Annotated in this window: 19 protein-coding genes; 14 read left to right on the top strand and 5 right to left on the bottom strand. The window is 58.5% G+C overall.

All coding sequences use genetic code 11. From position 1 onward, the window contains the following. The first annotated feature begins 51 nt into the window (after positions 1-51). The gene (locus HMPREF2927_RS03850; RefSeq protein WP_070685695.1) at positions 52-2,049 is read left to right on the top strand and encodes a PTS sucrose transporter subunit IIABC; all 1,998 of its coding nucleotides are present in this window, start codon (positions 52-54) and stop codon (positions 2,047-2,049) included. A 273-nt stretch (positions 2,050-2,322) separates the two neighbouring features. After that, entirely contained in the window at positions 2,323-2,976 is a 654-nt protein-coding gene (locus HMPREF2927_RS03845; RefSeq protein ID WP_070685692.1) for a GNAT family N-acetyltransferase, read from the top strand. 103 nt (positions 2,977-3,079) lie between these two features. On the opposite strand, the gene HMPREF2927_RS03840 is transcribed toward HMPREF2927_RS03845, so the two are convergent. From HMPREF2927_RS03840 to moaA, 5 genes are all read right to left on the bottom strand, one after another. After that, positions 3,080-4,156: a LacI family DNA-binding transcriptional regulator gene (locus HMPREF2927_RS03840; protein ID WP_070685690.1), complete on the bottom strand. Its 1,077-nt coding sequence runs from the start codon at positions 4,154-4,156 to the stop codon at positions 3,080-3,082. Between the two features lie 168 nt (positions 4,157-4,324). After that, positions 4,325-5,638: a molybdopterin molybdotransferase MoeA gene (locus HMPREF2927_RS03835; protein ID WP_070685688.1), complete on the bottom strand. Its 1,314-nt coding sequence runs from the start codon at positions 5,636-5,638 to the stop codon at positions 4,325-4,327. Between the two features lie 138 nt (positions 5,639-5,776). Then, complete coding sequence (locus HMPREF2927_RS03830; protein WP_369825415.1) at positions 5,777-6,454, bottom strand: molybdenum cofactor guanylyltransferase; 678 nt, start codon at positions 6,452-6,454, stop codon at positions 5,777-5,779. A gap of 14 nt (positions 6,455-6,468) precedes the next feature. Further along, the gene (locus HMPREF2927_RS03825) at positions 6,469-6,735 is read right to left on the bottom strand and encodes a MoaD/ThiS family protein (RefSeq protein WP_070685682.1); all 267 of its coding nucleotides are present in this window, start codon (positions 6,733-6,735) and stop codon (positions 6,469-6,471) included. Between the two features lie 127 nt (positions 6,736-6,862). Next, positions 6,863-8,074, bottom strand: coding sequence for a GTP 3',8-cyclase MoaA (moaA, locus tag HMPREF2927_RS03820; protein ID WP_070685679.1), 1,212 nt, complete (start codon positions 8,072-8,074; stop codon positions 6,863-6,865). A 228-nt stretch (positions 8,075-8,302) separates the two neighbouring features. Here moaA and modA point away from each other — a divergent pair, with 228 nt between their 5' ends. From modA to HMPREF2927_RS03760, 12 genes are all read left to right on the top strand, one after another. Continuing rightward, a complete protein-coding gene (gene modA / locus HMPREF2927_RS03815; protein ID WP_070685675.1) occupies positions 8,303-9,109 on the top strand; it encodes a molybdate ABC transporter substrate-binding protein in 807 nt (268 codons plus the stop codon). 37 nt (positions 9,110-9,146) lie between these two features. After that, positions 9,147-10,019: an ABC transporter permease gene (locus HMPREF2927_RS03810; protein WP_070685672.1), complete on the top strand. Its 873-nt coding sequence runs from the start codon at positions 9,147-9,149 to the stop codon at positions 10,017-10,019. Positions 10,020-10,141: 122 nt separating this feature from the next. After that, complete coding sequence (locus tag HMPREF2927_RS03805) at positions 10,142-11,521, top strand: molybdopterin molybdotransferase MoeA (RefSeq protein WP_070685669.1); 1,380 nt, start codon at positions 10,142-10,144, stop codon at positions 11,519-11,521. A gap of 108 nt (positions 11,522-11,629) precedes the next feature. After that, complete coding sequence (gene moaC, locus HMPREF2927_RS03800; protein WP_044150196.1) at positions 11,630-12,130, top strand: cyclic pyranopterin monophosphate synthase MoaC; 501 nt, start codon at positions 11,630-11,632, stop codon at positions 12,128-12,130. A gap of 65 nt (positions 12,131-12,195) precedes the next feature. Next, positions 12,196-12,714 carry a MogA/MoaB family molybdenum cofactor biosynthesis protein gene (locus HMPREF2927_RS03795; RefSeq protein ID WP_005504911.1) on the top strand — a complete coding sequence of 173 codons (519 nt, stop codon included), beginning with the start codon at positions 12,196-12,198 and terminating at the stop codon, positions 12,712-12,714. After that, positions 12,704-13,210, top strand: coding sequence for a molybdenum cofactor biosynthesis protein MoaE (locus HMPREF2927_RS03790; protein WP_070685666.1), 507 nt, complete (start codon positions 12,704-12,706; stop codon positions 13,208-13,210). Before HMPREF2927_RS03795 ends, HMPREF2927_RS03790 begins: the two co-directional genes overlap by 11 nt. Before the next feature lie 113 nt (positions 13,211-13,323). After that, on the top strand, positions 13,324-14,517 hold the full coding sequence (locus tag HMPREF2927_RS03785) for a ThiF family adenylyltransferase (protein ID WP_070685663.1): 1,194 nt from the start codon (positions 13,324-13,326) through the stop codon (positions 14,515-14,517). 78 nt (positions 14,518-14,595) lie between these two features. Next, a complete protein-coding gene (locus HMPREF2927_RS03780; protein ID WP_070685660.1) occupies positions 14,596-18,315 on the top strand; it encodes a nitrate reductase subunit alpha in 3,720 nt (1,239 codons plus the stop codon). After that, positions 18,315-19,928, top strand: coding sequence for a nitrate reductase subunit beta (narH, locus tag HMPREF2927_RS03775; RefSeq protein ID WP_005504921.1), 1,614 nt, complete (start codon positions 18,315-18,317; stop codon positions 19,926-19,928). Before HMPREF2927_RS03780 ends, narH begins: the two co-directional genes overlap by 1 nt. Positions 19,929-19,931: 3 nt before the next feature. Further along, complete coding sequence (gene narJ, locus HMPREF2927_RS03770) at positions 19,932-20,672, top strand: nitrate reductase molybdenum cofactor assembly chaperone (RefSeq protein ID WP_060824415.1); 741 nt, start codon at positions 19,932-19,934, stop codon at positions 20,670-20,672. 26 nt (positions 20,673-20,698) lie between these two features. Beyond that, positions 20,699-21,532, top strand: coding sequence for a respiratory nitrate reductase subunit gamma (narI, locus tag HMPREF2927_RS03765; RefSeq protein WP_070685657.1), 834 nt, complete (start codon positions 20,699-20,701; stop codon positions 21,530-21,532). Between the two features lie 30 nt (positions 21,533-21,562). After that, positions 21,563-22,783 (top strand): MFS transporter, encoded by a 1,221-nt coding sequence (locus HMPREF2927_RS03760; RefSeq protein ID WP_070685655.1) that lies wholly within the window; start codon positions 21,563-21,565, stop codon positions 22,781-22,783. Positions 22,784-22,892: the final 109 nt, after the last annotated feature.

Raw genomic sequence — 22,892 nt, 5'->3', positions numbered from 1 at the left:
CCCCATTCACAAAGCATCATACGGTGGTGCTCCAAACAAAGGAGAGCGAGCGTGGACCACAAGTCAGTGGCACAGCGCGTGCTGAAGGACGTCGGTGGCGCCGGCAACATCGTTGCAGCCGCGCACTGCGCAACCCGCCTTCGCCTCGTCCTGAAGAACCAGGACAAGGTCGACCAGGCAGCAATCGACAATGACGAAGACCTCAAGGGCAGCTTCCTCAACGCTGGCCAGTTCCAGATCATCGTCGGCCCCGGCGACGTCAACGAGGTACACAAGCACCTCATCGCCGCTGGTGCGCCCGAGGCATCCAAGGATGAGCTCAAGGAAATTGCCTCCAAGCAGGGCAACATTGTCTCCCGCTTCATCAAGACTATCGCTGACATCTTCGTGCCGCTCATTCCGGTGTTGGTCGGTGGCGGTATGCTGATGGCGCTCAATAGCCTCCTGACCTCTAAGGGTATTTTCGGTCCTCAGGCTGTTATTGAACTTTTCCCCGAATGGGCTGACTTTGCGGATATTGTTAACCTGCTCTCCGCCGCCCCCTTCGCCTTCCTGCCCGTGCTGGTCGGCTTCTCCGCCACCAAGGTCTTCGGTGGTAATCCCTACCTCGGTCTGACCATGGGTGCCGCAATGGTCTCCCCGGCACTAATGAACGGCTACAGCGTCGCAGCATCCCTGGCGGGTGCTGAAGGCACCGACCCGATGAAGTACTGGAACCTCTTCGGTCTGCAGGTTCAGCAGGCGGGCTACCAGGGTACCGTGCTGCCCATCATGCTGGTTGCCTTTATTCTGTCCCACATCGAGAAGTTCTTCCACAAGGTCCTCAAGGGAACCATCGACTTCATCTTCACCCCCACCCTGACCATCCTCATCACCGGCTTCCTGACCTTCCTGTTGGTTGGACCTCCGATGTTCCAGCTGGGCACCTGGCTGGGCGAAGGTATCAACTGGCTCTACACTGTTGCCGGCCCGCTCGGCGGTCTGCTCTTCGGTACCTTCTACGCATTCATCGTGATGACCGGTATGCACCAGGCATTCCCGCCCATCGAGATGAGCCTGTGGGCAACCGGCGGTTCCTTCATCTTTGTTGTTGCCTCCATGTCTAACGTGGCTCAGGGCGCTGCTGCGGCCGGTGTCGCACTGACCACCAAGAACAAGAAGATTAAGGGTATTGCTTCGGCAGCCGCACCCTCCGCGTTCCTGGGCATTACCGAGCCCGCAATGTTCGGTGTCAACCTGGCTCTGCGCTGGCCCTTCTACATTGCAATCGTTTCCGCGGGTATTGGTTCGATGGTTACCTCTATCCTTGGAATTAAGGCGGGTAAGCTGGGCGCTGCTGGTTACCTCGGCTTCCCCTCGATTGAAGCAACCGTCGGTGCCGGTATCCCGGGCTTCTTGGGCTGCCTCGTCCTGACCACCGTCATCGCCTTCATTGCCTCCTTCATCTGGGGTAAGAAGGTTGAGGTTGGCAACACTGACAACACTGAGGAAGCTGAGGCACCCGCTGCTGCGGCTCCCGTAGCAGCTGCCGCAGCCCCCGCTACTGCCGTAGCAGCTGAGGCTGGTGAGAGCGTCGAAATCGGCTCCCACATGGTTGGTTCCGTGGTTCTGCTGGCTGACGTCAAGGACCCCACCTTCTCCTCCGGCGCGCTGGGTGCAGGCACCGCAGTGGAGCCCACCGAAGGTAAGCTCTATGCACCGGCTGACGGCAAGATTACCGTTGCATTCCCCACCGGCCACGCATACGGTCTGCGCACCGAAGATGGCCTGGATCTGCTGATGCACATCGGCATGGACACCGTTGAGCTCGACGGCAAGCACTTCGAGCCCAAGGTTGCTAAGGATGACACCGTCAAGCGCGGCGACGTCATCGCTGAGTTCGATATTCCCGCGATTAAGGCTGCTGGCTACCCGCTGGCAACCCCCATGGTGATTACCAACTCTAAGAAGGCAGCCGCTTCGGTTGAAGATGTTCAGGTTTCTGGTGCATCTGTGACCAGTGCGGATTCGCTTCTGAAGGTTGCCTTGAAGGCAAAGGCTAACGCATAGTCTGCACTCTTGATGAGTAGATAACCTCAACGTGACGTGCACCCCGTACCGCTCTTCCTAGAGCTGGTGCGGGGTGTTCAATTTTTCCTGCAAAAGCGTGCAAAAAGTATGCGAATAAATATTCACTAAAATTATGCATATTGGTGCAATATAAGCTGGCGCACATTGGTGCATGGTCATGAAAAATGTCTTGATAAGGAACAATTTATTAGCCAGGAGTGAATAATCCAGCTAATATTTATGTATAGTTTCAAGCTTTTGTAAAGGGTAAATATGACCTCAGCTTCCTATACCGTCCGCACCGCCGAGTCTCATGAATATGCAGATGCGCTCGAGGTACTGATTGCCGCATTCGACGGAGACCCCGCCATGATGGCAGTCATTGCAGGTGGTAGCCGCCGACAGGAACTTGCCAAGCTTCGCGCAATCATGACCCTGCAGGTCTACGGCAACTTCCAGGGCCGCGGACGTATCGACATTGCTATTGACGACACCACCGGAAAAATCGTGGGTGTCTGCCTCTGGAACACCCCCGAATCCCACGAAGGTTCCTTCGCTAACGAACTCAAGCAGATTGGCGCCTACTACAAGGCGCTCGGCTGCAAGACTCTGCTGAAGGCGACCCTAATGGAGCTGCATCTGCTCAAGTACCGTCCCGCGTACAAGCACTGGTACCTCTTCAACATTGGTGTTCTCGAAGAGTATCGTGGCCGGGGCATTGGCTCCCAGCTACTCGACTACGGTACCGAACGCATCGGCGACTACCCCGCCTACCTCGAAGCATCGACCTACGACAGTGCACGCCTCTACGAGCGCCGCGGATTCTTCTCCCTCGGCCCGCTCCACGGCATCTTCTCCAAGGCGCACGCCGTTGGCATGGTCTACCCCGGAACCGGCCCGACCGAGATTGTGCAGCGCAACTCCTAAAACTTCCGGACGCTCACAAAACCGATAAATGTATATACAAAATCCGCCCCACCGTGAGCACTCGCACGGTGGGGCGGATTTTTATTCTCAGAAGACGAGTTTCTTATTGGAGCTCATCCGGAGCAGACATATCAGGCTGAATCTGATCCAGATCTGGGATGGAACGCACCGTAGCCCCCAGATGGAGCTCAACGGGGAGTACATCCTCAGGTTGGCTCATCGGGGGAGTAGTTTCCTCGGCGGATTCTCCCTGCCGTAGCTCAATCAACTCCAGCAGACGCTGCGCGGTACGCTCTGCCATGCCCTCAATCGGCTGAACCACGGTCGCCAACTCCGGCATGAGCAGCTGAACGCTCTGCGTGCCATCGTAACCAATCACCTGGAAATCCTCCGGAACACGAATAGCGCGTGCGCGCGCCCAGCCCAGCGCCAACGCGGCGTAATTATCGTTGGAGGCAAAGACCGCATCCACCGGCTCCGGACTATCGGCGCGTTCATCAAGGTAGCGGTAGAGCACCTCACGTTTAATACCCAGTGAAGGACGGAAGCCCAGCTCCAGGAACTCCGGCATGAGTCCGGCTTCGAGCATTGCCTCACGGTATCCGCGCTGACGCTCATTGTGCTCACCCAGGGTTGATGTCACGTGCACAATATTCTGCGCACCCGTGGCGATGAGGTGCTCCGTGGCGGCGCGAGCGCCTCCGTAATTATCGGAGCGGACATTCGGGTAAAAGCCGCTTTCGAGGCGGTCCACGGTCACCAGGGGAGCCTGGGCGTGCGGAATATTCACCAGCGCGTCAGAGTGCGCGCCGCTGATAATGCCGTCCACCTGGTTGGAGAAAAGCATCTCCAGGTAGCGCTTCTCTTGTTCGGGGTGGTCATCGCTATTGCAGAGAATGACCCGGTAGCCTGCTTCGGCAAGGTAACTTTCGAGGCGGTACACCATCTCCCCGTAGAAGGGGTTTGCGACCGTGGGGAAGATGAGGCCCACCATCTGCGAGCGCTGGCCCTGCAGGCTGCGGGCGATGGCGTTGGGGCGGTAGCCGAGTTCCCGCATTGCCTCGTGGACCTTGGTGCGGGTGCTTTCGCTCAGGTAGCCGCGGTTGTTGAGCACGCGGGAGACCGTGGTGGGGGAGACTCCCGCCAGGGCTGCAACGTCGCTGAGTTTGGGCTTAGCCACGGGGGCCCCCTTCGGTATGCTAAACGATTGACATATCTCTCTACTATACCTTCTTCACCGGGGCTAACGTGGCCTCAAAAACCAGACGTGGCCTCAAAACCAGAAAAAGCGCTTTTCCCCTGTGCTGTCTCCCCTGCGCTGTCAAACGCACCGATTCGCCGTGCCGGTCTACAGCACCGGAATAATCGGAACGCGAGCCCCCACCTCATGCGCAGAACCCCGCACCGAAGAATCATCCAACACCGCGCAGTGAGTAGCCGCCGCCAACGAGGACAACATATGCGACGCCGACTTCGGCAGAGGATACGCCACACCATCACGCACCGACACCGGAAGCAGACGAGCCCCCGCCGGCTTACGCAAAGCATCCACTGGATCACCCAGAACCGCCGAATCCAGCTCAGGAAGAGGCATATCCCTCATACCAGCCAAAAGCGGCGGCAAATACGAATACAAAGCCGTGTACGCAGCCAAAGGATTACCCGGAAGACCCAACACAAAACGCTCACGACCCGAATTCGGACCCGTCTCCGGAACCGGCAAACGCGCAGCCAACGCAGGATGACCCGGACGCACATCCACCGACTCAAACAGGTACGTCGCACCCATATCGTTGAGCACCTTACGCACCAAATCAACACCCGAAGTGCTCGACCCGCCCGTAAACACCAACACGCGAGCCGTCGACGTAGACAAAAATGTGCGGAACTCAGACTCAACATCCGCCAAGCGAATCGAAGGGCGCGCCTCGCAACCAGCAGAAATAATCGCATGCTCCATAAAGCCGCCAAACGCATCACGCACCTGACCCGGCGCAGGCACACCAAACGTAATGACCTCATTACCCGTAAACGCGCAACGCACCGGAATCGGAGTATACACCGGCAACTCATCAAAACCATTCGTGCCCAAAAACGCCGCCATACGAGCAGACACACGGTCACCGTGGCGCGCCAACAGCTCGCCACGCTCCAGCTCAGCACCAGCATGGCGAATATCAGCACCCGGTGCCGGAGGCTCAAAACCCTCCGCCATATCCAGGTAATGAATGCTCGCCTGAGTCTCCAAATGGGAACCCATGCCCGGACGAGAAGAACCCTCCGCACCCTCATACAGGCGGGAATGCTCCTCACGCACAATCGCCTCGGCACCCTCAGGGAGCAAACCACCCGTCAGAATCGGAGTCGCCTCACCCGGAACAATCGGCACCGTCAGACGGTGAATATTCGCGCGAGAATCCTCCGGATACGCCGGCGTCACCAGACGCCACGGAGGCGCACCCGCCACAGCGTAACCGTCCATCGCGGAAGAGCTGTAATGGGGCACCGGCATCATCGAATAAACATCATCCGCCAAATAGTGGCCAATCGTCGCCAACAGGGGCAAAGACTCTGTCTTCACATGATGCGCAATGTCCAGGCCCTGCTCATGCAGAATCTGGCGGGCCTGCTGCCACGAAACAGAAGGAATATGGTGAGACATCGTACCTCGTAAAAGTGTGTGCGGGACGCGCAACAGCGCGCGAGCTCAAAAATGCTACCGAATGCGGTGCCCAGAGCCCTAACCTACTACCTAGGTTACTCGTAGCTTGGCAACTAGCGCTCCTGGGCGCCTCAGATGCTAATAACTCGACCAGAGCGAAGTCGTATAACCGAGAGACTGCGCCTGCTCCCACGTATCAACATCGGCTGTGTCAGCGGCAGACATCTGAACCGCCACCGGGTTCAAACGGCGCAAAAAAGAACGAACAGAAGCGTCGGTGGTGCCGGTCGAAAAGACCGATCGGATCGCATCAAAACGGTAAATACCCACCAGGGGCTGATAGATGCCCTCAGCAACACCCCAGAAACCTGCAGATGATTCAGAATCGGTGGGGGCTGACTGCCCTACAGAAGCCTGTTCGGCAGCCCGCGCGGTGGCAATCAACTGCTGAACCGCCGGGGCAATACGCGGAGTATCCACACCCAAAATCAGACACCATTCAGGCAGAGGCACCTGCGAGCGCTCGCAATCGGCCGCAATACACTCCAAGCCGGCATGAATCGCCGCAGCAGGACCCGAAAACGGCGGATCCTCACGAGTGCGCAACACCCGGGACGGCAACGGCAAGCTCTCAGGACCCACGACCACGCGCGGGGATGCGGCGGCCACCGCCTCCAGGGCACAACCCAGCAGGGTATTCGTGCCATCAGACAGAGACGCCTTCGGAACGTGGTTCAGGCGGCGAGAAGCGCCTCCGGCAACAATGACCGCGGCGCACGAAAAATCACCCTCAGCGGGAAGCTCAGAACTGGGCATCTTATCCGTCCGCATTATCCACCCGCAAAGGGAGGCAGAACGTCCACACGATCGGTATCCTGCAGCGGAGCCTGCGCATCAGAACGGGCACCGTTGATCAGGAACGAGCACTGCTCCATGACCTGCGCAAGAGTCAGACCTGAAGGGGTCGTACCCTCCAAACTCTGACCCAGATGCTCAATCAGCACGCCAAGAGTTGCAGACGACAGCTCAGCCAGGGGCACCGACAGCTGCGCGGTACCCGCCGCAGAACGCGCGGCAGCGAAAAAATGAACCTGCATAATGCTCCTCAATCCTTGATTAAACTCTGAGCAGGGTAGCCGAAAGCCAGGGGTGTAAGGTGCCAGTAAAAGACCTTGTCCCACGCATATTTGGCTGTATATCCGGCTAATAAATAGGGTAGCTTCTTTAGCCACCAATAGCGCTCATCGAGCGGCTCGCCTTGGCGAACTCCTCAATATCGAAGTCAGCGTCTTCCTTGCCGTGAGCGCGCGGCTTAAACCACATGCCCTCACGCCAACGCAGAGCCAGCTGCTGATCGTCAGCGCCGGAACGTAGAAGCTGCATCAGGTCAGTCTCAGTGTCAGAGAACAGGCACGAGCGAATCTTGCCGTCCGCCGTCAGACGGGTGCGGGTGCACGCATTGCAGAACGACTCGGTCACCGAAGCGATAATGCCCACACGGCCCAGCGACTCGGTGCCGTCAGCCGGGAAGCCCGCCTCATCCAGGGCAGTACCGAGCGGGTACACCTCCCACAGCTGAGCGGGGGAGTCGCCGCGAGCCTCAGCCACCGAACCCAAAACGTACTCAGCCGACAGTTTCTCACGAATCTCAGCGGCAGTAATCGTGCCCTCACGGGTCCAACGGTTATCGGCATCCAGCGGCATCTGCTCAATAAAACGCAGCTGATAGCCACCCGCCAACGCCCAGCGCAGAAGCTCCGGAGCCTGATCATCATTCAGGCCCGGCATCAGCACAGCATTAATCTTGATGGGCCACAGGCCAGCCTCGGCAGCACCGTCAATACCCTTGAGTACGGCATCGAGCTTGTCGCGGCGAGCCAGAGCCGCGAAAGTCTCACGGCAAATCGTATCCAGAGAAACATTGATGCGGGTCAGACCAGCCTCCGCCAGGGCTGCGGCACGCTTCTCCAAGCCAATACCGTTCGTCGTAATAGCAAGCGGAACATCCGGATGCGCCTGATGGATACGGGAAATAATGTCCACCAAATCGGCGCGCACCAGCGGCTCGCCACCGGTAAAGCGGATCTCCTCCACGCCCAGCTCAGTAATCGCAATATCGGCAAGGCGCGCGATCTCCTCGGCGGAGAGCAGATTCTCCTTGGGAAGCCACTGCAAACCATCCGCCGGCATGCAATAAATGCAACGAAGATTACATTTATCGGTCAGAGAGATACGCAGATCCGTCGCCACGCGACCCCAACGGTCCAAGAGCGGACCGCTATTCGTAATATTCGGGAGTTTACGCTGGGTCTTTGCGCTACTTTCAGATTTTTGGGGCGTCACAAAAGCAGCCCCATTACCCTCCGCAGAAGATAAGGTGCTTAACATTGGGCCCGCAATGAGCTCAGAAGAAGCCGAATTTGCCGTGTACGCCATGTAAAACCTATGTGGAAAATTTGCATATTTCAGGTGACAATATGATTATTCCATGTTCCGGTGCCCCGCACATAGTGTGTGCAGGGTAAGTTACAACTGCGCCACCGCAGACCACCATGACGAAAACAACGTGTACAAGCTAGGGACGTACACAAAACGTCACACAAAGCCCGGACAGGGAAACACCTCACCACCGCAAGAGTACGAACCACAAAGGAAACAAATTTCATGAAGAGCCCCCTCGCAGCCCTCAGCGCGCTCGCCGCAGCAACCCTCGCCCTCACCGGTTGTGGCGCCACCCAGAGCTCCTCTTCGTCCACTGCCTCCGCATCGAGTAGTCAGGCTGCCTCCGGCAAGGTCGAAGTCTTCGCTGCAGCCTCCCTGAACAACGCCGGCGCAGACCTCGAAAAGGCATACGAAGCCGCCAACCCCGGCGTGGACGTTACCTTCGTCTACGAAGGCTCCGCAAAGCTCGTCAACCAGATTGAGCAGGGCGCAACCCCCGACCTGCTCATCACCGCAGACACCAAGAACATGGACAAAGCAAAGAAGCTCGACCAGTTCTCGGCTTCTGAAACCAACGTTCTGGTCACCAACAAGCTCGTGCTTGTCACCGCCGAAGGAAACCCCGGCAAAATCAACAGCCTCGACGACCTCAAGACCACCGACGGCGTCGTCGCAGTCTGCAAAGAAGAAGTCCCCTGCGGCACCATCGCCCACCAGGAACTGAAGAAGCACGACATCACCCTCAAGAACGCAACCACCGAAAGCAAGGTCACCGACGTAGCAACCAAGGTCACCACCGGTAACGCCGATGCGGGCTTCATCTACACCACCGACCTCGCCGCCGCCAAGAAAAAGGGCGTCAACCTCGGCTCCGTCGAACTGACCGACGTGGAACGCAACGAATACCCCGCAGCGCTCAGCAAGACCGGCTCCTCCTCCGAGACCGCGAAGAAGTTCAACGAATGGCTGAAGAACTCCGATGAGGCGAAGAAGATTCTCACCGAGTACGGCTTCAGCACCGCAAAGTAATTCAACACAGTAGGGAACAACCCGCGTCTCACCACCCATGACAGACACTACCGCTACCCGCCGCAACGCCGGAACCTCACGCACACCCGGAAACAGACTCTTCGCCTCCGTGCCCGTGCTCTTCTTGGTTCCGGCGTCGCTGGGTATTTTCCTCATTGCCGGACCCCTCCTCGGGCTATTCCTCAACATCCCCTGGAACCAGCTCGGCAGCATCTTCACCCCGCAGGTGCTCGGGGCGGCGAACCTCTCACTCAGCACCGCCACCGTCTCCACCCTCATCTGCGGGCTTCTCGGTGCACCCCTGGCGCTCGTGCTCTCCAAAGTGCTCAACCGCTCGCGGCTACACCGATTCGGGTCAGTTCTCTACGCCATCATCTACACCCCGGTGATTCTCTCCCCGGTTGTCTCCGGCCTCGGGCTGCTCTTCTTCTGGGGACGCAAAGGCATGATCGGCACCTACCTCCACCAGGCAGGAATCTCCATCCCCTTCACCCCCAACGCAGTGATTGTCGCCCAGGTTTTCGTCGCCCTACCCTTCTTCGTTGCCACCGCGGTCACCACCCTGCAGGCTATTCCCCGTGAATACGAAGAAATCGCCCTCGTCGAAGGCGCTAAACCCGCAGAAATCACCTTCAAAGTGCTCCTGCCCCTCGCCGCGCCCGGCCTCGCCACCGCCTTCCTGCTCTCCTTCGCCCGCGCCCTCGGCGAATACGGCGCAACCGTCACCTTCGCCGGCAACGTGCAAGGCAAAACCCAAACCATACCCCTCGCCATCGACCTAGCCATCAACAGCAGCGACATCCCCAGCGCCCTCGGAAGCGCCCTGATACTCATCAGCCTCTACCTAGGAATCTTCGGGGTCCTCGGCCTAATCCGCGCCCTCAAAAAACTACGCGAAAGCACCCGATAAGCTACCCCGCCGCTCACCCCACCCACCCTGGCATGCAGAGAGCCTTAGGACAAGCTCCATTTACCAGCCCACAAACACACACATACACTAGTCATAACCGCCGCCGCACGATTGGAACCGCCATGATTTCCCCCGAATTCAACGGAACCCCCAGCACCGAAGAATACCGCGCCTACCTGGCGCTACTGCTACGCGAAGTTTTTATTGGCACAGCAGAAACGGTTCCCCTCTACCACGCGGCAGGACGCATCCTCGCCCAAGATGTCACCGCACGCATGGACGTACCAAGCTTCGACAACTCCCAAATGGACGGCTACGCCCTCACCGCCGAAGCCGCAGAACGCGAAGACCGCATCTTTACCGTCGGACGTGAAATCCCCGCAGGCCGACCTCTCCAGCGTTCCCGCTCCTCCGACGACCTGACCTACCCCATCATGACCGGCGCGCCCATGCCCAAGGGCTACAACGCCGTCATCCCCGTCGAACAGTCCGAACGCATCGAATACCCTGACCTACCCGAATCCTTCGGCCGTCCCAGCGAAAAGGTCAAACTCGCCCCCGGCAAGCCCGGACAGTTCGTCCGTCGCCGCGGCGAGGACGTCGTCACCGGACAGGTCCTTGCACGTGCTGGTGAACGCATCACCCCCGCCCTGCTTGGTGCGCTCGCCTCCCAGGGCTACGCGCGCCTGACCGTCGCGGCGGGTCCCCGCGTGCTCGTGTGCACCGGCGGCGACGAGATCTTCTCCGGCGTTGAAGAAGACGGAAGCGCCACCACTCAGGAACTCGCTCAGGGCCAGATTTTTGACGCCAACGGCCCCATGCTCACCGCCATGCTCCGAGAAGACGGAGCGGAGGTGCGACGCATCGCTATCGGTGACGATCCTATCGAGCTACTGCACCGCCTCACGGCAGAATACGAGAGCTTCAAACCGGGCATCATCATCACCTCGGGCGGTATCAGCCACGGTAAATACGAGGTGGTCCGCAACGCCATCGCCAAGGCACACGAAGCCGATATCCTGGTGCCCGTCTCCTGGTTCGGCCACGTCAGCCAGCAGCCCGGCGGCCCCCAGGGCGTGAACCTGCTCGACTTCAAGGGCCACCGCGTGCCCATGATTTCCTTCCCCGGAAACCCTGTGAGCACGCTCATCTCGTACGCATTAATTCTGCGCCCCTACCTGCGTGCTGGCGGCCCCTACGGCGTGCCCTACGCGGTCGCCTCCGAACAGGCAACCCTGAACAATGCACCGCGAGGCGTGCTCGTCACCGACACCCCGCTCACCGCACCGGCGACCAAGCGCCAGTTCCTGCGTGGCACCCTCGCCATGGTCGAGGTGGAACCCGGAACCTACCGGGTGGAGCTCTACCCGGACATCCTCTCAGGCTCGCACTTACTGCACCGCGCCGCTCAGGCGGATGTGCTCATCGAGCTGGCGCCCGGAACCACCTACACCGGGGGAGAGGCGGTACCCTACCACCGCATTCGCCTCACCGATAACTAGGGGCAACATCCCCGCATTGTTCCTTGGTCGAACGACAAGGAATAATTGAGACTCACACTAAGTAACGATTCGCGGCAGAAGAATACCGCGCAGAAGCCAGGAGAAACGATGACCTCTACCTCGCAGCCCAACCAGGAACTGACCCACGTGCGCGCCGACGGCTCAGCACACATGGTGGACGTTACGGAGAAGTCGGTCACCACCCGAACCGCCCTGGCTGAGGCGACCGTGCGCACCCGCGAAGACGTGATTGCCATGATTTTTGACGCTGACCTGCCCAAGGGTGACGCCCTTCCCGTCGCACGCGTTGCGGGCATTATGGGTGCTAAGCGCACCCCGGAAATCATTCCCCTCTGCCACCCGCTGCCCCTGGGTAAGATTACGGTGGACTTTGAGCGCGGCACCGACTTTGTGCGTATTGAGGCGTCCGTGAAGACCCGTGGCGTCACCGGCGTAGAGATGGAGGCGCTCACCGCCGTCTCCTCAGCGGCATTGACTGTTTTCGACATGATTAAGGCAGTCGATAAGCACGCCGTCATTACCGATATCCGTGTTCTGGAGAAGAGCGGCGGCAAGTCCGGCGACTGGTCCGTCCGCGAGGACTCCTAAGCTCCGGCGGCACACCGCCCCCACCGATCCCACCGTCACCTGATAGATACAGAAAAGGAATTCCAATGAGTAGCGAAGACTACACCATGCCCGAGAACCTCACCGGCCTGGTTATTGTCGCCTCCACCCGTGCAGCCCGCGGCGTGTACGAGGATAAGTCCGGCCCCATCGCTGTGGAGTGGCTGCGCTCGCGCGGCTTCGACACCCCGGATGCCGTGGTCATTGAAGACCGCGATATTGTCGAGTACTTCAACACCCTGGTGACCGAAGGTAAGAAGAACGGTAACCTGCCGACCTTCATCCTGACCAGTGGTGGTACCGGTCTGAACTCTGACGACCAGACCGTGGAGGCGGTTCGCCCCCACCTGGACAAGGAAGTACCCGGCATCATGCACGCCTTCTGGATGAACGGTCTGAAGAACGTTCCCGCGGCGGTGCTTTCACGCGGCGTGGCGGGTGTTATTGACCGAACCTTCGTGATGACCTTGCCCGGTTCGCGCGGTGGTGTGAAGGACGGCGTGGCAACCCTCGACCCGCTTGTTGAGCACATTTGCCGCCAGATGGAGGACTACCATGACCACTAAGCCGCAGAACGAAGAATCCCTGGACCATTCGGGTGCGCACGGTGCTGAGCCGAGCGGCTCGACCGTGGTGTTCACCGATATTACGGAGGCTCCCTTGGAGCCGTTGTACGCGGCGGCTAAGACTGAGGTCATGACTGACGCCATGGGTGCCCTGGTAACTTTTGACGGTATTGTGCGCAACCATGATCACGGTAGTGCGGTTCGCGGGCTGTCCTATAGCGCGCATCCGCAGGCTCGTGAGTATATTGCGGAGGTTGCCGCCGAGGTTGCTGCCGAGCTGGACGGTGTGCGTCTGTGGGCTGTGCATCGTGTGGGTCCGATTGCTATTGGTGAGTCGGCTCTGACCGTGATGGCGGCGGCTGCTCACCGTGGCCGTGCGTTTGATGCCTGTGAGCTGGTGGCTGACCGGGTGAAGGCTCGTGTGCCGATTTGGAAGGAACAGGAACTGCTCGATGGAAGCATCGAGTGGGTTGGTGTGGACACTTCGCCTGCTTAGCCTTCTGAATATTCTGATATCTCTATATAAGCCTGTCAGGGGGATTTCTCTCGGGCAGGCTTATTCTCCTTGAAAGCTCAAGTCACCTCTACTACTAGACGCGAGGAATCCCTATGTCTTCTCAGCCTTCAACCGGCACGGGCGAGCTCTCTGCCGCTGAGCGTGCGTTCTACTCTCGTCAGCTGATTCTGCCCGAAATGGGTTACGAGGCTCAGTTGGCGCTCAAGCGCGCACGCGTGGTGGTGCTGGGTGCTGGCGGTTTGGGTGCTCCCGCGCTGCTGTACCTGGCGGGTGCCGGGGTCGGTCAGATTGTGGTGGTTGATGATGACTTCGTGGATGCCTCGAATCTGCACCGCCAGGTGATTCATACGCACGCCAGAGTGGGTAATTCTAAGGCTGAGTCTGCCGCAGAGTCTTTGCGCTCGTTGAATCCTTTTATTGAGGTTGTGCCGGTGCGAGAGCGTTTGACGGAGGCGAATGTTGATGAGCTTCTGTCTGGTGCTGACCTGGTGCTGGATGGTAGCGATAATTTCGAGTCGCGTTATGTGGTGTCGGCGGCGGCTGCGCGTGCTGGGATTGCGCATGTGTGGGCTGCGATCCTTGGTTTTGATGCGCAGCTGAGTGTGTTTTGGGCTGGTCGCGGTCCGGTGTATGAGGATTTGTACCCTCATGCTCCTGCTGCCGGTAGCGTGCCGTCGTGTAGTACTGCTGGCGTGGTGGGTGCTATGGCTGGCGTGGTGGGTGCTGCGATGGCCATGGAGGCGGTGAAGCTGCTGACCGGGGTGGGGGAGCCGCTCATGGGTGAGGTTGGCCTATATTCGGCATTAAGCGGAAGGTGGGAATATATACCTCTTGTAGCTAGCGTGCAAGCTGTACCTAAGAAAAGCGCTGTTTTGCCCCAAGAAACGAGTCATAAGCCCAAAAATCATGTAACAATTCGTAATATTTCTCAGGATTTTACAAGCTCTTCTGCTGACTCGAAACCCCGCTCGATGAGCGCTCAGGACCTTAAAAAGATGTCATCGGGTGAAAATATTGCCCTTTTGGATGTCCGTGAGCAGGTGGAGTTCAATGCCTTTGCGATTGACGGTGCCATTAACCTACCCCTCACTGAATTGCTTGAAGCGGCTCGAAATGACTCTCTCAAAGCCCTGATTGAGCGTAAAATCCCCGCAAATGCCCAGAAAATCGTTATTTACTGCACCGGATACACCCGAACGGTTGAGGCGGCTCGTGAAATAGCGCCTCTGGAGGAGCGTTCTGTGTACATGCTTGAGGGTGGAATTTCCGCCTGGCTTACGGTCTAAAACACCCTTATTTCGTATGAATTAGGCAAGGTTTTTATCTCGTATTTTCCATGCCAAATTTCCGATATATTGGGCAGTATGGAACAAGCATCACAGATTAAGGGCCCGGACGGCCCCCTTACCGATCAGCTGATCAAGTTCGGTAAGTTCTTCTCCCGCTGGGATGAGACTGAAGACGGCCGCGCCGTCTTCCGTGAAGGCGGCCGCGAAGGTGACGCCTTCTACCGCGACCGTTGGAGCCACGATAAGGAAGTTCGCTCTACCCACGGCGTGAACTGCACCGGCTCCTGCTCCTGGAAGGTGTACGTCAAGGACGGCATTATCACCTGGGAAGCACAGGAAACTGACTACCCCTCGGTTGGTCCCGACCGCCCCGAGTACGAGCCCCGCGGCTGTCCCCGCGGTGCAGCATTCTCGTGGTACACCTACTCTCCCACCCGCGTTAAGTACCCCTACGTTCGCGGTCTCCTGCTGGAGATGTACCGCGAAGCGAAGGCAATCCACAACGATCCCGTGGACGCCTTCCACTCCATCGTGTCCGACCCCGCTAAGCGTGCACGCTACGTTAACGCACGCGGTAAGGGTGGTCTGGTGCGCTCGACCTGGGCTGAGGCTCTCGAGCTGATGGCTGCTGCTCACGTGCACACCATCAAGTACTACGGTCCCGACCGTAACACCGGCTTCACCCCGATTCCGGCAATGTCCATGGTGTCCTTCAGTGCGGGTGTTCGCTACGTCCAGCTGATGGGCGGCGTCATGACCAGCTTCTACGACTGGTACGCTGATCTCCCCGTGGCTTCCCCGCAGGTCTTCGGTGACCAGACCGACGTGCCCGAGTCTGGCGACTGGTGGGACGCTGCATACCTCATCATGTGGGGCGCAAACGTTCCGCTGACCCGTACCCCGGACGCTCACTGGGTCTCCGAGGTTCGCTACCGCGGTACCAAGGTTGTCACCGTGAGCCCCGACTACGCCGACAACACCAAGTTCGCTGACGAGTGGCTGCCCGCACAGGCAGGTACCGACGCGGCACTGGCAATGGCAATGGGTCACGTCATCCTCAAGGAGAACTACGTCGACCAGCGTGTCGAGTTCTTCGAGGACTTCTCCCTGACCTACACCGACCTTCCCTTCCTGGTCACCCTGGAAACCCGTGAAGACGGCATTAAGGTTCCCTCCAAGTTCCTGACCGCTGCAAAGCTCGCTGGCGAGGCTGAGCAGCCGAACGCTGACTTCAAGCCCGTCCTGATGGACCGCGAGACTGGCGAGGTCTTCGTGCCCAACGGCACCATGGGTCACCGTTACGCTCAGGAAGACCAGGGCAAGTGGAACCTGGATTTGCAGGGTCGTAAGCCGATTCTGTCGATTCGCGACCTGCCTCAGGGCCAGTCCGCAGCGGTTGAGATTAAGATGCCGACCTTCGATAACCCGAAGGGCCACGGCGACGTCATTACCCGCGGCGTGCCCGTAACCTACGTTGATGGTCACGAAGTTACTACCGTCTTCGACATCATGCTGGCACAGTACGGTGTGGGCCGTGAGGGTCTGCCCGGTACCTGGGCTAAGGACTACGAGGACTGGAACGTTCAGAATACCCCGGCATGGCAGGAGCAGATTACTTCTGTCCCCGCCGAGGCTGTTATTCGCGTTGCCCGCGAGTTCGCCAAGAGCGCCCTGGATTCCGGCGGTCGCTCCATGGTCATCTTCGGTGCAGGTATTTGCCAGTGGTACCACGCTGACACCACCTACCGCGCTATCCTCGCTCTGCTGAACCTGACCGGTTGCCAGGGCCGTAACGGTGGCGGTTGGGCTCACTACGTGGGCCAGGAGAAGGCACGTCCTCTGACCGGTCTGACCAACATTGCGAACGCTCTGGACTGGAGCCGCCCGCCGCGTCACATGATCGGTACCGGCTTCTGGTACATGCACACTGACCAGTTCCGTCAGGACGCATACTCCACCGACTACCTGCAGTCCCCGCTGGCTAAGGGCGAGCTGCGCGATGTTCACACTGCTGACGTTGTGGCACGTTCTACCCGTATGGGCTGGATGCCGTTCTACCCGCAGTTCCCCGAGAACTCGCTGGATCTGGCAGACAAGGCAGAGCAGGCAGTGGCACGCGGCGAGGCTTCCTCGAACGCGGACTACATTGCACAGCGCCTGAACTCCGGTGACCTGGAGTTCTCCGTTGAGGACGTTGACAACCCCGTCAACTGGCCTCGTACCCTGACCCTGTGGCGTTCGAACCTGTTCGGTTCCTCCGCTAAGGGTGAGAGCTACTTCCTGAAGCACCTGGTCGGTAGCATGGACAACGTCCAGGGCTCCGACTCGGAGAAGCTGCCGAACGAAGTGAAGTGGGTTGAGGACGCGCCTCAGGGCAAGCTGGATCTGCTGGTCACCTCGGACTTCCGTATGACCTCCACGACCCTGCTGTCTGACATCGTTCTGCCGACTGCTACCTGGTACGAGAAGCACGATATCTCCTCGACCGATATGCACCCGTTCCTGCACGCGTTCTCCCCGGCAATTGACCCGCCGTGGGAGGCAAAGACCGACCACGAGACCTTCAAGGCACTGGCGTTTGAGTTCAGCCGCCTGGCTAAGAAGCACCTCGGCGTCCGTAAGGACATCGTTTCGGTCCCGCTTCTGCACGACACCCCCGGCCAGATTGCTCAGCCCGGCGGTCACGCACCCGACTGGAAGAACACCCCCGGTATGGTGGGCGTACCCGGCAAGAACATGCCGAACTTCGTCACCGTCGAGCGCGACTACGGCGCACTGTACGACATGTACACCACCGTTGGCCCGCTGTTCGATAAGCTCGGTGCAACCACCAAGTTCATCACTTACGACCTGAAGGACGAAGTCGCGAAGATGGCTAAGGAATTCGGTGTGATGGACTCCGGTAAGGGCGCAGGCCGTCCGGCACTGGATACCGACGTGAAGATTTCTGAAGCAATCCTCATGATTTCCGGTACCTCCAACGGTGAGGTCGCTGTCAAGGGCTTCAAGGAGCTTGAGAAGCAGACTGGTCTGCACCTGATGGACCTGGCAGAAGGTAACGAGGAACGTCGTATCACCTTCCCCATGACCCAGGCCGCACCGCAGCCCGTGATGACCTCCCCCGAGTGGTCCGGTTCGGAGACCGGTGGTCGCCGTTACGCTCCGTTCACCGTCAACATCGAGAAGAAGAAGCCGTTCCACACCCTGACCGGCCGTATGCACTTCTTCCTCGACCACGACTGGATGCACGAAATGGGCGAGGCTCTGCCGATTTACCGTCCGCCGCTGGATATGACCGGCCTGTACAACGAGCCTGAGCTCGGTACTACCGATGGTGTTTCGGTTGCTGTTCGCTACCTGACCCCGCACAACAAGTGGGCAATTCACTCGCAGTACTTCGATAACCACTACATGCTGAGCATGTTCCGTGGCGGTCCGACTGCATGGATGAGCCCGCAGGATGCTGACAAGATTGGCGTCAAGGACGGCGAGTGGATTGAGTGTGTGAACACCAACGGTGTCTTCGTGGGCCGTGCGGTTGTTTCTCACCGTATGCCTGAGGGCGTCTGCTTCGTCTACCACGCTCAGGAGCGTATGGTTAGCCCGAAGTCTGAAGTCACCGGTAAGCGCGGTGGTATTCACAACTCGGTGACCCGTATTCTTCTGAAGCCCACCCACATGATTGGTGGCTACGCTCACCAGGCGTTCGCCTTCAACTATCTTGGACCGACCGGTAACCAGCGAGACATCGTCTCGTACATCCGTCGCCGTAAGTCCCAGGAGGTAACTTTCTAATGCGCGTTATGGCACAAGTTGCTATGGTGATGGCGCTCGATAAGTGCATCGGCTGCCACACCTGCTCCGTGACCTGTAAGCAGGCATGGACGAACCGAGCCGGTACCGAGTACGTCTGGTTCAACAACGTTGAGACTCGTCCCGGTCAGGGTTACCCCCGCCGTTACGAGGATCAGGAGAAGTGGAAGGGCGGCTGGGTGCTGAACAAGCGCGGTCGTCTGGAGCTCAAGAGCGGTAACCGCTTCCAGAAGCTCTTCACGATCTTCGCTTCCCCGATTCAGCCCGAGCTGAATGACTACTACGAGCCCTGGACCTACGATTACCAGAACCTGACCAGTGCTCCTCTGGGTGATGACTTCCCGGCTGCTAAGCCGGTCTCCCTCATCACCGGTGAGGACACCAAGGTCGAGTGGGGTATGAACTGGGACGACAACCTGGCTGGTGCGACCGAGTACGGTCACCTGGACCCGCTGGTTGAGAAGGTTCGCAAGAAGGCTGAGGACAAGATTAAGTTCGAGTTCGAGCAGACCTTCATGTTCTACCTGCCTCGTATTTGTGAGCACTGCTTGAACCCCTCCTGCATGGCTTCTTGCCCCTCCGGCGCTATCTACAAGCGTGCTGAGGACGGCATCGTTCTGGTTGACCAGGACCGTTGCCGCGGTTGGCGTCAGTGCATCACCGGTTGCCCCTACAAGAAGGTGTACTTCAACCACAAGACGGGTAAGGCTGAGAAGTGTACCTTCTGCTACCCCCGTATTGAGGCTGGTATTCCGACCGTGTGTGCTGAGACCTGTGTTGGTCGTATGCGCTACATCGGTATCTTCCTCTACGATGCAGACCGCGTGACTGAGGCTGCTTCGGTTGAGGATGAGAAGGACCTCTACGAGGCTCAGCTGTCGCTGATGCTTGATCCTTCGGATCCGGCTGTGATTGAGCAGGCTCGTAAGAACGACATCCCCGATGCGTGGATTACTGCAGCTCAGAAGTCGCCCGTGTACAAGCTGGCGAAGGAGTGGAAGGTGGCTCTGCCCCTGCACCCCGAGTACCGCACCATGCCGATGGTTTGGTACGTGCCGCCGCTGTCTCCGATTGTTGACCTGCTTAAGGAGCAGGGCCACGATGCAGAGAACAGCAACAACCTGTTCGGCGCTATTGAGTCTCTCCGTATTCCGGTTGAGTACCTGGCTGAGCTGTTCACCGCTGGTGACACTGAGGTTGTTACTAACGTTCTGCGCCGCCTGGCTGCGATGCGTTCGTACATGCGTGACATCAACCTCGGTGGCGAAGGCAACGAGGAGATTGCTCAGGCAGTTGGCATGACTGGTCAGCAGGTGTACGAGATGTACCGCCTGATGGCTATCGCTAAGTACAACGAGCGTTACGTCATTCCGAAGGCTCACATGGAAGACGCCCACAACCTTGAGGAAATGGGCTGCTCCCTGAGCGTGGATGGCGGACCCGGCATGTACGGCGATGCGTTCAACGACATGGAGGGTCGCCCGACCCCCGTGTCCACCGGTGTCTACGAGGCTAACAACAAGGTCAGCTTGTTCAGCTGGGACGGTTCTTCCCGTCCTGACGGCCTCTTCCCGAATACCACCGGAAAGAAGTAATAAGTGGCTGGATTCTTTTCCAAGCTCATGGGCAAGGCCGGTTCCGAGGCTGCTGTCTCGGAACCGGCTCAGCCGGAGAACCCGTTCGATATCGATTACGGTCCCGGCGAGGATAAAGACTCGGTGATCTACCAGGTGAGCGGTATGCTCCTGGGCTACCCCGATGAGGAAACTCTGAAGGTTCTGCCTGAACTGGTGGAGATTACCGCTTCCACCCAGGATGAGGCTTTCATTGCTGCCGTTGATGCGGTTCAGCAGTGGCTGACTTCTAAGGACCTTGAGGATGTGCAGTCCGAGTACGTGCAGGAGTACGACCTTTCGCGTCGTCATTCTCTGCATCTGTCCTACTGGACCGATGGCGATACCCGCCGCCGTGGTGAGACTCTTCTGCGTTTCAAGCAGATGTACCGCGACTCCGGTATGTTGACCGTTTTGAACGGTGAGCTTCCGGACTACCTGCCGCTGGTGCTGGAGTTCTGTGCGTTGGTGGATCGCCGGAAGGGCCGTTCCGCTTTGCAGGCGTACCGTCCGTCCCTTGAGCTTCTTCGTCTGTCCATGAAGGACGGAAATCTGCCCCACTACGGGTTGTTGCAGAGCATCTGCGATACCCTTCCTGGCGTCTCTCCGGAGACTCAGGAGGAGGTTCAGAAGATGGCTGGCTACGGCCCTCCCGTCGAGACTGTTGGCCTGAATGGTTACGCTGATCATCAGCTGCTCCAGCAGGCTTCGGCGCGTTCTAACTAGTTTTATCCCTTGTGAGGAGACAACACGTGTACGTACTTGCTTCTGAGAACGCAGGACATGCTGCACAGGCTGTAGCCGATCCGGGTATTGTGGACATCCTGCTGTGGGGCGTTCTGCCCTATGTTGCGCTGGTCGTTCTGATTGGTGGCACCATTTGGCGTTACCGTACTGACCAGTTCGGATGGACTACCCGCTCGTCCCAGGTCTATGAATCGAAGCTGCTGCGCATCGCTTCACCCCTGTTCCACTACGGTCTTGCGGCCGTTTTCCTTGGCCACGTTGGTGGTCTGCTGATTCCCAAGTCGTTTACCGACCTGTTCTTGTCGGAAGACGCTTACCACATGATGGCGCTGGTTGTAGGTTCTGCAGCCGCGGTTGCAACCATCGTTGGTATGTTCATTCTGATTGGTCGTCGCGCTTCGAACTCTCGTGTTCGTTCGGCTACCACCCGTAATGACGTTTTCATGTACGTCATTCTGGTCCTGGTGATTCTCGCTGGCACTGCGGCTACTCTGGTTTCGGCTGTGAACCCCTCGGGCGGTTTGCCTCCGGTGAATGGTCACGAGGTTCACTTCAACTACCGTGAGACCATCGCTGTTTGGTTCCGTTCGCTGTTCTACTTCCACCCTGAGGTAGCTTTGATGGTGAATATTCCCGTGGCTTTCAAGATTCACATCGTGGTGGCTATGGTTCTGTTCATCATTTGGCCCTTTACCCGCCTGGTGCATGCACTGACTGTGCCCCTGCACTACCTCTTCCGCCCCTACACCGTGTACCGCACTCGTGGCGGCCAGCGTGTTGGTGCACGTCGAGGTTGGGATCCGGTAGGTACTCTCCCACGTGAGCGCGCCGACCGCTAATACACATATCCATATTGCAAAAGAGGAAATATGAGCACCCCTGCTGCACCGAGCTACGACCTAAAGAATGGTCAGCTCCGTAACGTTCTGCTGGCTACCTTCGTCTCTACCATTGGTTTCTGGGCATGGACCATCATTGGCCCGCTGGCGAAGATGTACGCAAAGCAGATGCACCTGGACGCTGGTATGACCAGCCTTCTGGTTGCTATGCCGATTTTCATCGGCGCTATCGGCCGTATTCCCGTTGGTGGTCTGACTGACCGCTACGGTGGTCGTATTATGTTCACCGCTGTTCTGGCGATTAGCGCACCCCTGGTCTTCCTGGTTGGTGTTGCTGGTCAGATGAACTCGCTGCCCATGTTGCTTGTTGTGGCATTCTTCCTGGGTATTGCGGGTACCGTGTTCGCTGTGGGTATTCCCTTCAGTTCCGCATGGTATGACGCTTCCAAGAAGGGTTTTGCGACCGGTGTGTTCGGTGCCGGCATGGTGGGTACTGCAATTTCTGCATTCGCTACCCCCCGCCTGGTGCAGGGTATTGGTTACTTCCAGACTCACGTTCTGATTGCTGTTATCTGTGCTGTAACCGCTGCTATCTCTTTCTTCTTCTTGAAGGATTCCCCGGCAACCATCGGCCGTGAGGTTACTCCGCTGATGCCGAAGATTGTTCAGGCATTCAAGGTGAAGACCACTTGGCAGCTGTGCTTCCTCTACGCTGTTGTGTTCGGTGCGTTCGTGGCATTCTCGAACTACCTGCCTACTTACCTGAGCAACATCTACAACTTCAACGCTAACGACGCTGGTATGCGTGCGGCTGGCTTTGCGGTTGCTGCTGTGATTGCTCGTCCCATCGGTGGTGTGCTGGCTGATAAGTTCGGTCCGAAGATTATCACCCTCATCTCCCTGGGTGGTGTGGTGATCCTGGCAGTTATTACCGCGTTCCAGCCTGATGCTGAGCACGTGTATGGTGCTGTTTTCATCCTGATGGCTGCTCTTCTGGGTCTGGGCCACGGCTCGGTCTTCGGCTGGGTGGCTCGTGCGGCTGATCCGAAGAACGTTGGTGCGGTGTCCGGTGTGGTTGCTGCTGCTGGCGCTCTGGGTGGTTTCTTCCCGCCGCTGGTGATGGGTGCAACCTACAACCAGGCTGAGAACAACTACTTCATCGGTCTGATGCTGCTGGCCGTGACCGCGTTCCTCGCCTTTCTGTCGGCATTCCTCGTGCCGCACGGTGGCAAGCCCAACCACGCTAAGTAGGGTCTTCTAATACATCCTTCTGCGGGATGTATGTGAAGTTTGCTTTGACTGAGTCCGGCTCGTTTTCTCTTCGGAGAGAACGAGCCGGGCTTTGTGCGTTTCTGCTGTT

The sequence above is a fragment of the Rothia sp. HMSC061E04 genome (assembly GCF_001813685.1).
Taxonomy (GTDB): domain Bacteria; phylum Actinomycetota; class Actinomycetes; order Actinomycetales; family Micrococcaceae; genus Rothia; species Rothia mucilaginosa.
The sequence above is the reverse complement of the archived record's forward strand: the minus strand, read 5'-3'. Positions and strand labels throughout refer to the sequence as shown.

Coding starts and splice junctions, on each gene's coding strand:
- HMPREF2927_RS03845 (WP_070685692.1), top strand. CDS start 2,323: ATGACCTCAGCTTCCTATACCGTCCGCACCGCCGAGTCTCATGAATAT.
- HMPREF2927_RS03835 (WP_070685688.1), bottom strand. CDS start 5,638: ATGTCTCACCATATTCCTTCTGTTTCGTGGCAGCAGGCCCGCCAGATT.
- HMPREF2927_RS03830 (WP_369825415.1), bottom strand. CDS start 6,454: ATGCCCAGTTCTGAGCTTCCCGCTGAGGGTGATTTTTCGTGCGCCGCG.
- HMPREF2927_RS03825 (WP_070685682.1), bottom strand. CDS start 6,735: ATGCAGGTTCATTTTTTCGCTGCCGCGCGTTCTGCGGCGGGTACCGCG.
- moaA (WP_070685679.1), bottom strand. CDS start 8,074: ATGGCGTACACGGCAAATTCGGCTTCTTCTGAGCTCATTGCGGGCCCA.
- modA (WP_070685675.1), top strand. CDS start 8,303: ATGAAGAGCCCCCTCGCAGCCCTCAGCGCGCTCGCCGCAGCAACCCTC.
- HMPREF2927_RS03810 (WP_070685672.1), top strand. CDS start 9,147: ATGACAGACACTACCGCTACCCGCCGCAACGCCGGAACCTCACGCACA.
- HMPREF2927_RS03805 (WP_070685669.1), top strand. CDS start 10,142: ATGATTTCCCCCGAATTCAACGGAACCCCCAGCACCGAAGAATACCGC.
- moaC (WP_044150196.1), top strand. CDS start 11,630: ATGACCTCTACCTCGCAGCCCAACCAGGAACTGACCCACGTGCGCGCC.
- HMPREF2927_RS03795 (WP_005504911.1), top strand. CDS start 12,196: ATGAGTAGCGAAGACTACACCATGCCCGAGAACCTCACCGGCCTGGTT.
- HMPREF2927_RS03790 (WP_070685666.1), top strand. CDS start 12,704: ATGACCACTAAGCCGCAGAACGAAGAATCCCTGGACCATTCGGGTGCG.
- HMPREF2927_RS03785 (WP_070685663.1), top strand. CDS start 13,324: ATGTCTTCTCAGCCTTCAACCGGCACGGGCGAGCTCTCTGCCGCTGAG.
- HMPREF2927_RS03780 (WP_070685660.1), top strand. CDS start 14,596: ATGGAACAAGCATCACAGATTAAGGGCCCGGACGGCCCCCTTACCGAT.
- narH (WP_005504921.1), top strand. CDS start 18,315: ATGCGCGTTATGGCACAAGTTGCTATGGTGATGGCGCTCGATAAGTGC.
- HMPREF2927_RS03760 (WP_070685655.1), top strand. CDS start 21,563: ATGAGCACCCCTGCTGCACCGAGCTACGACCTAAAGAATGGTCAGCTC.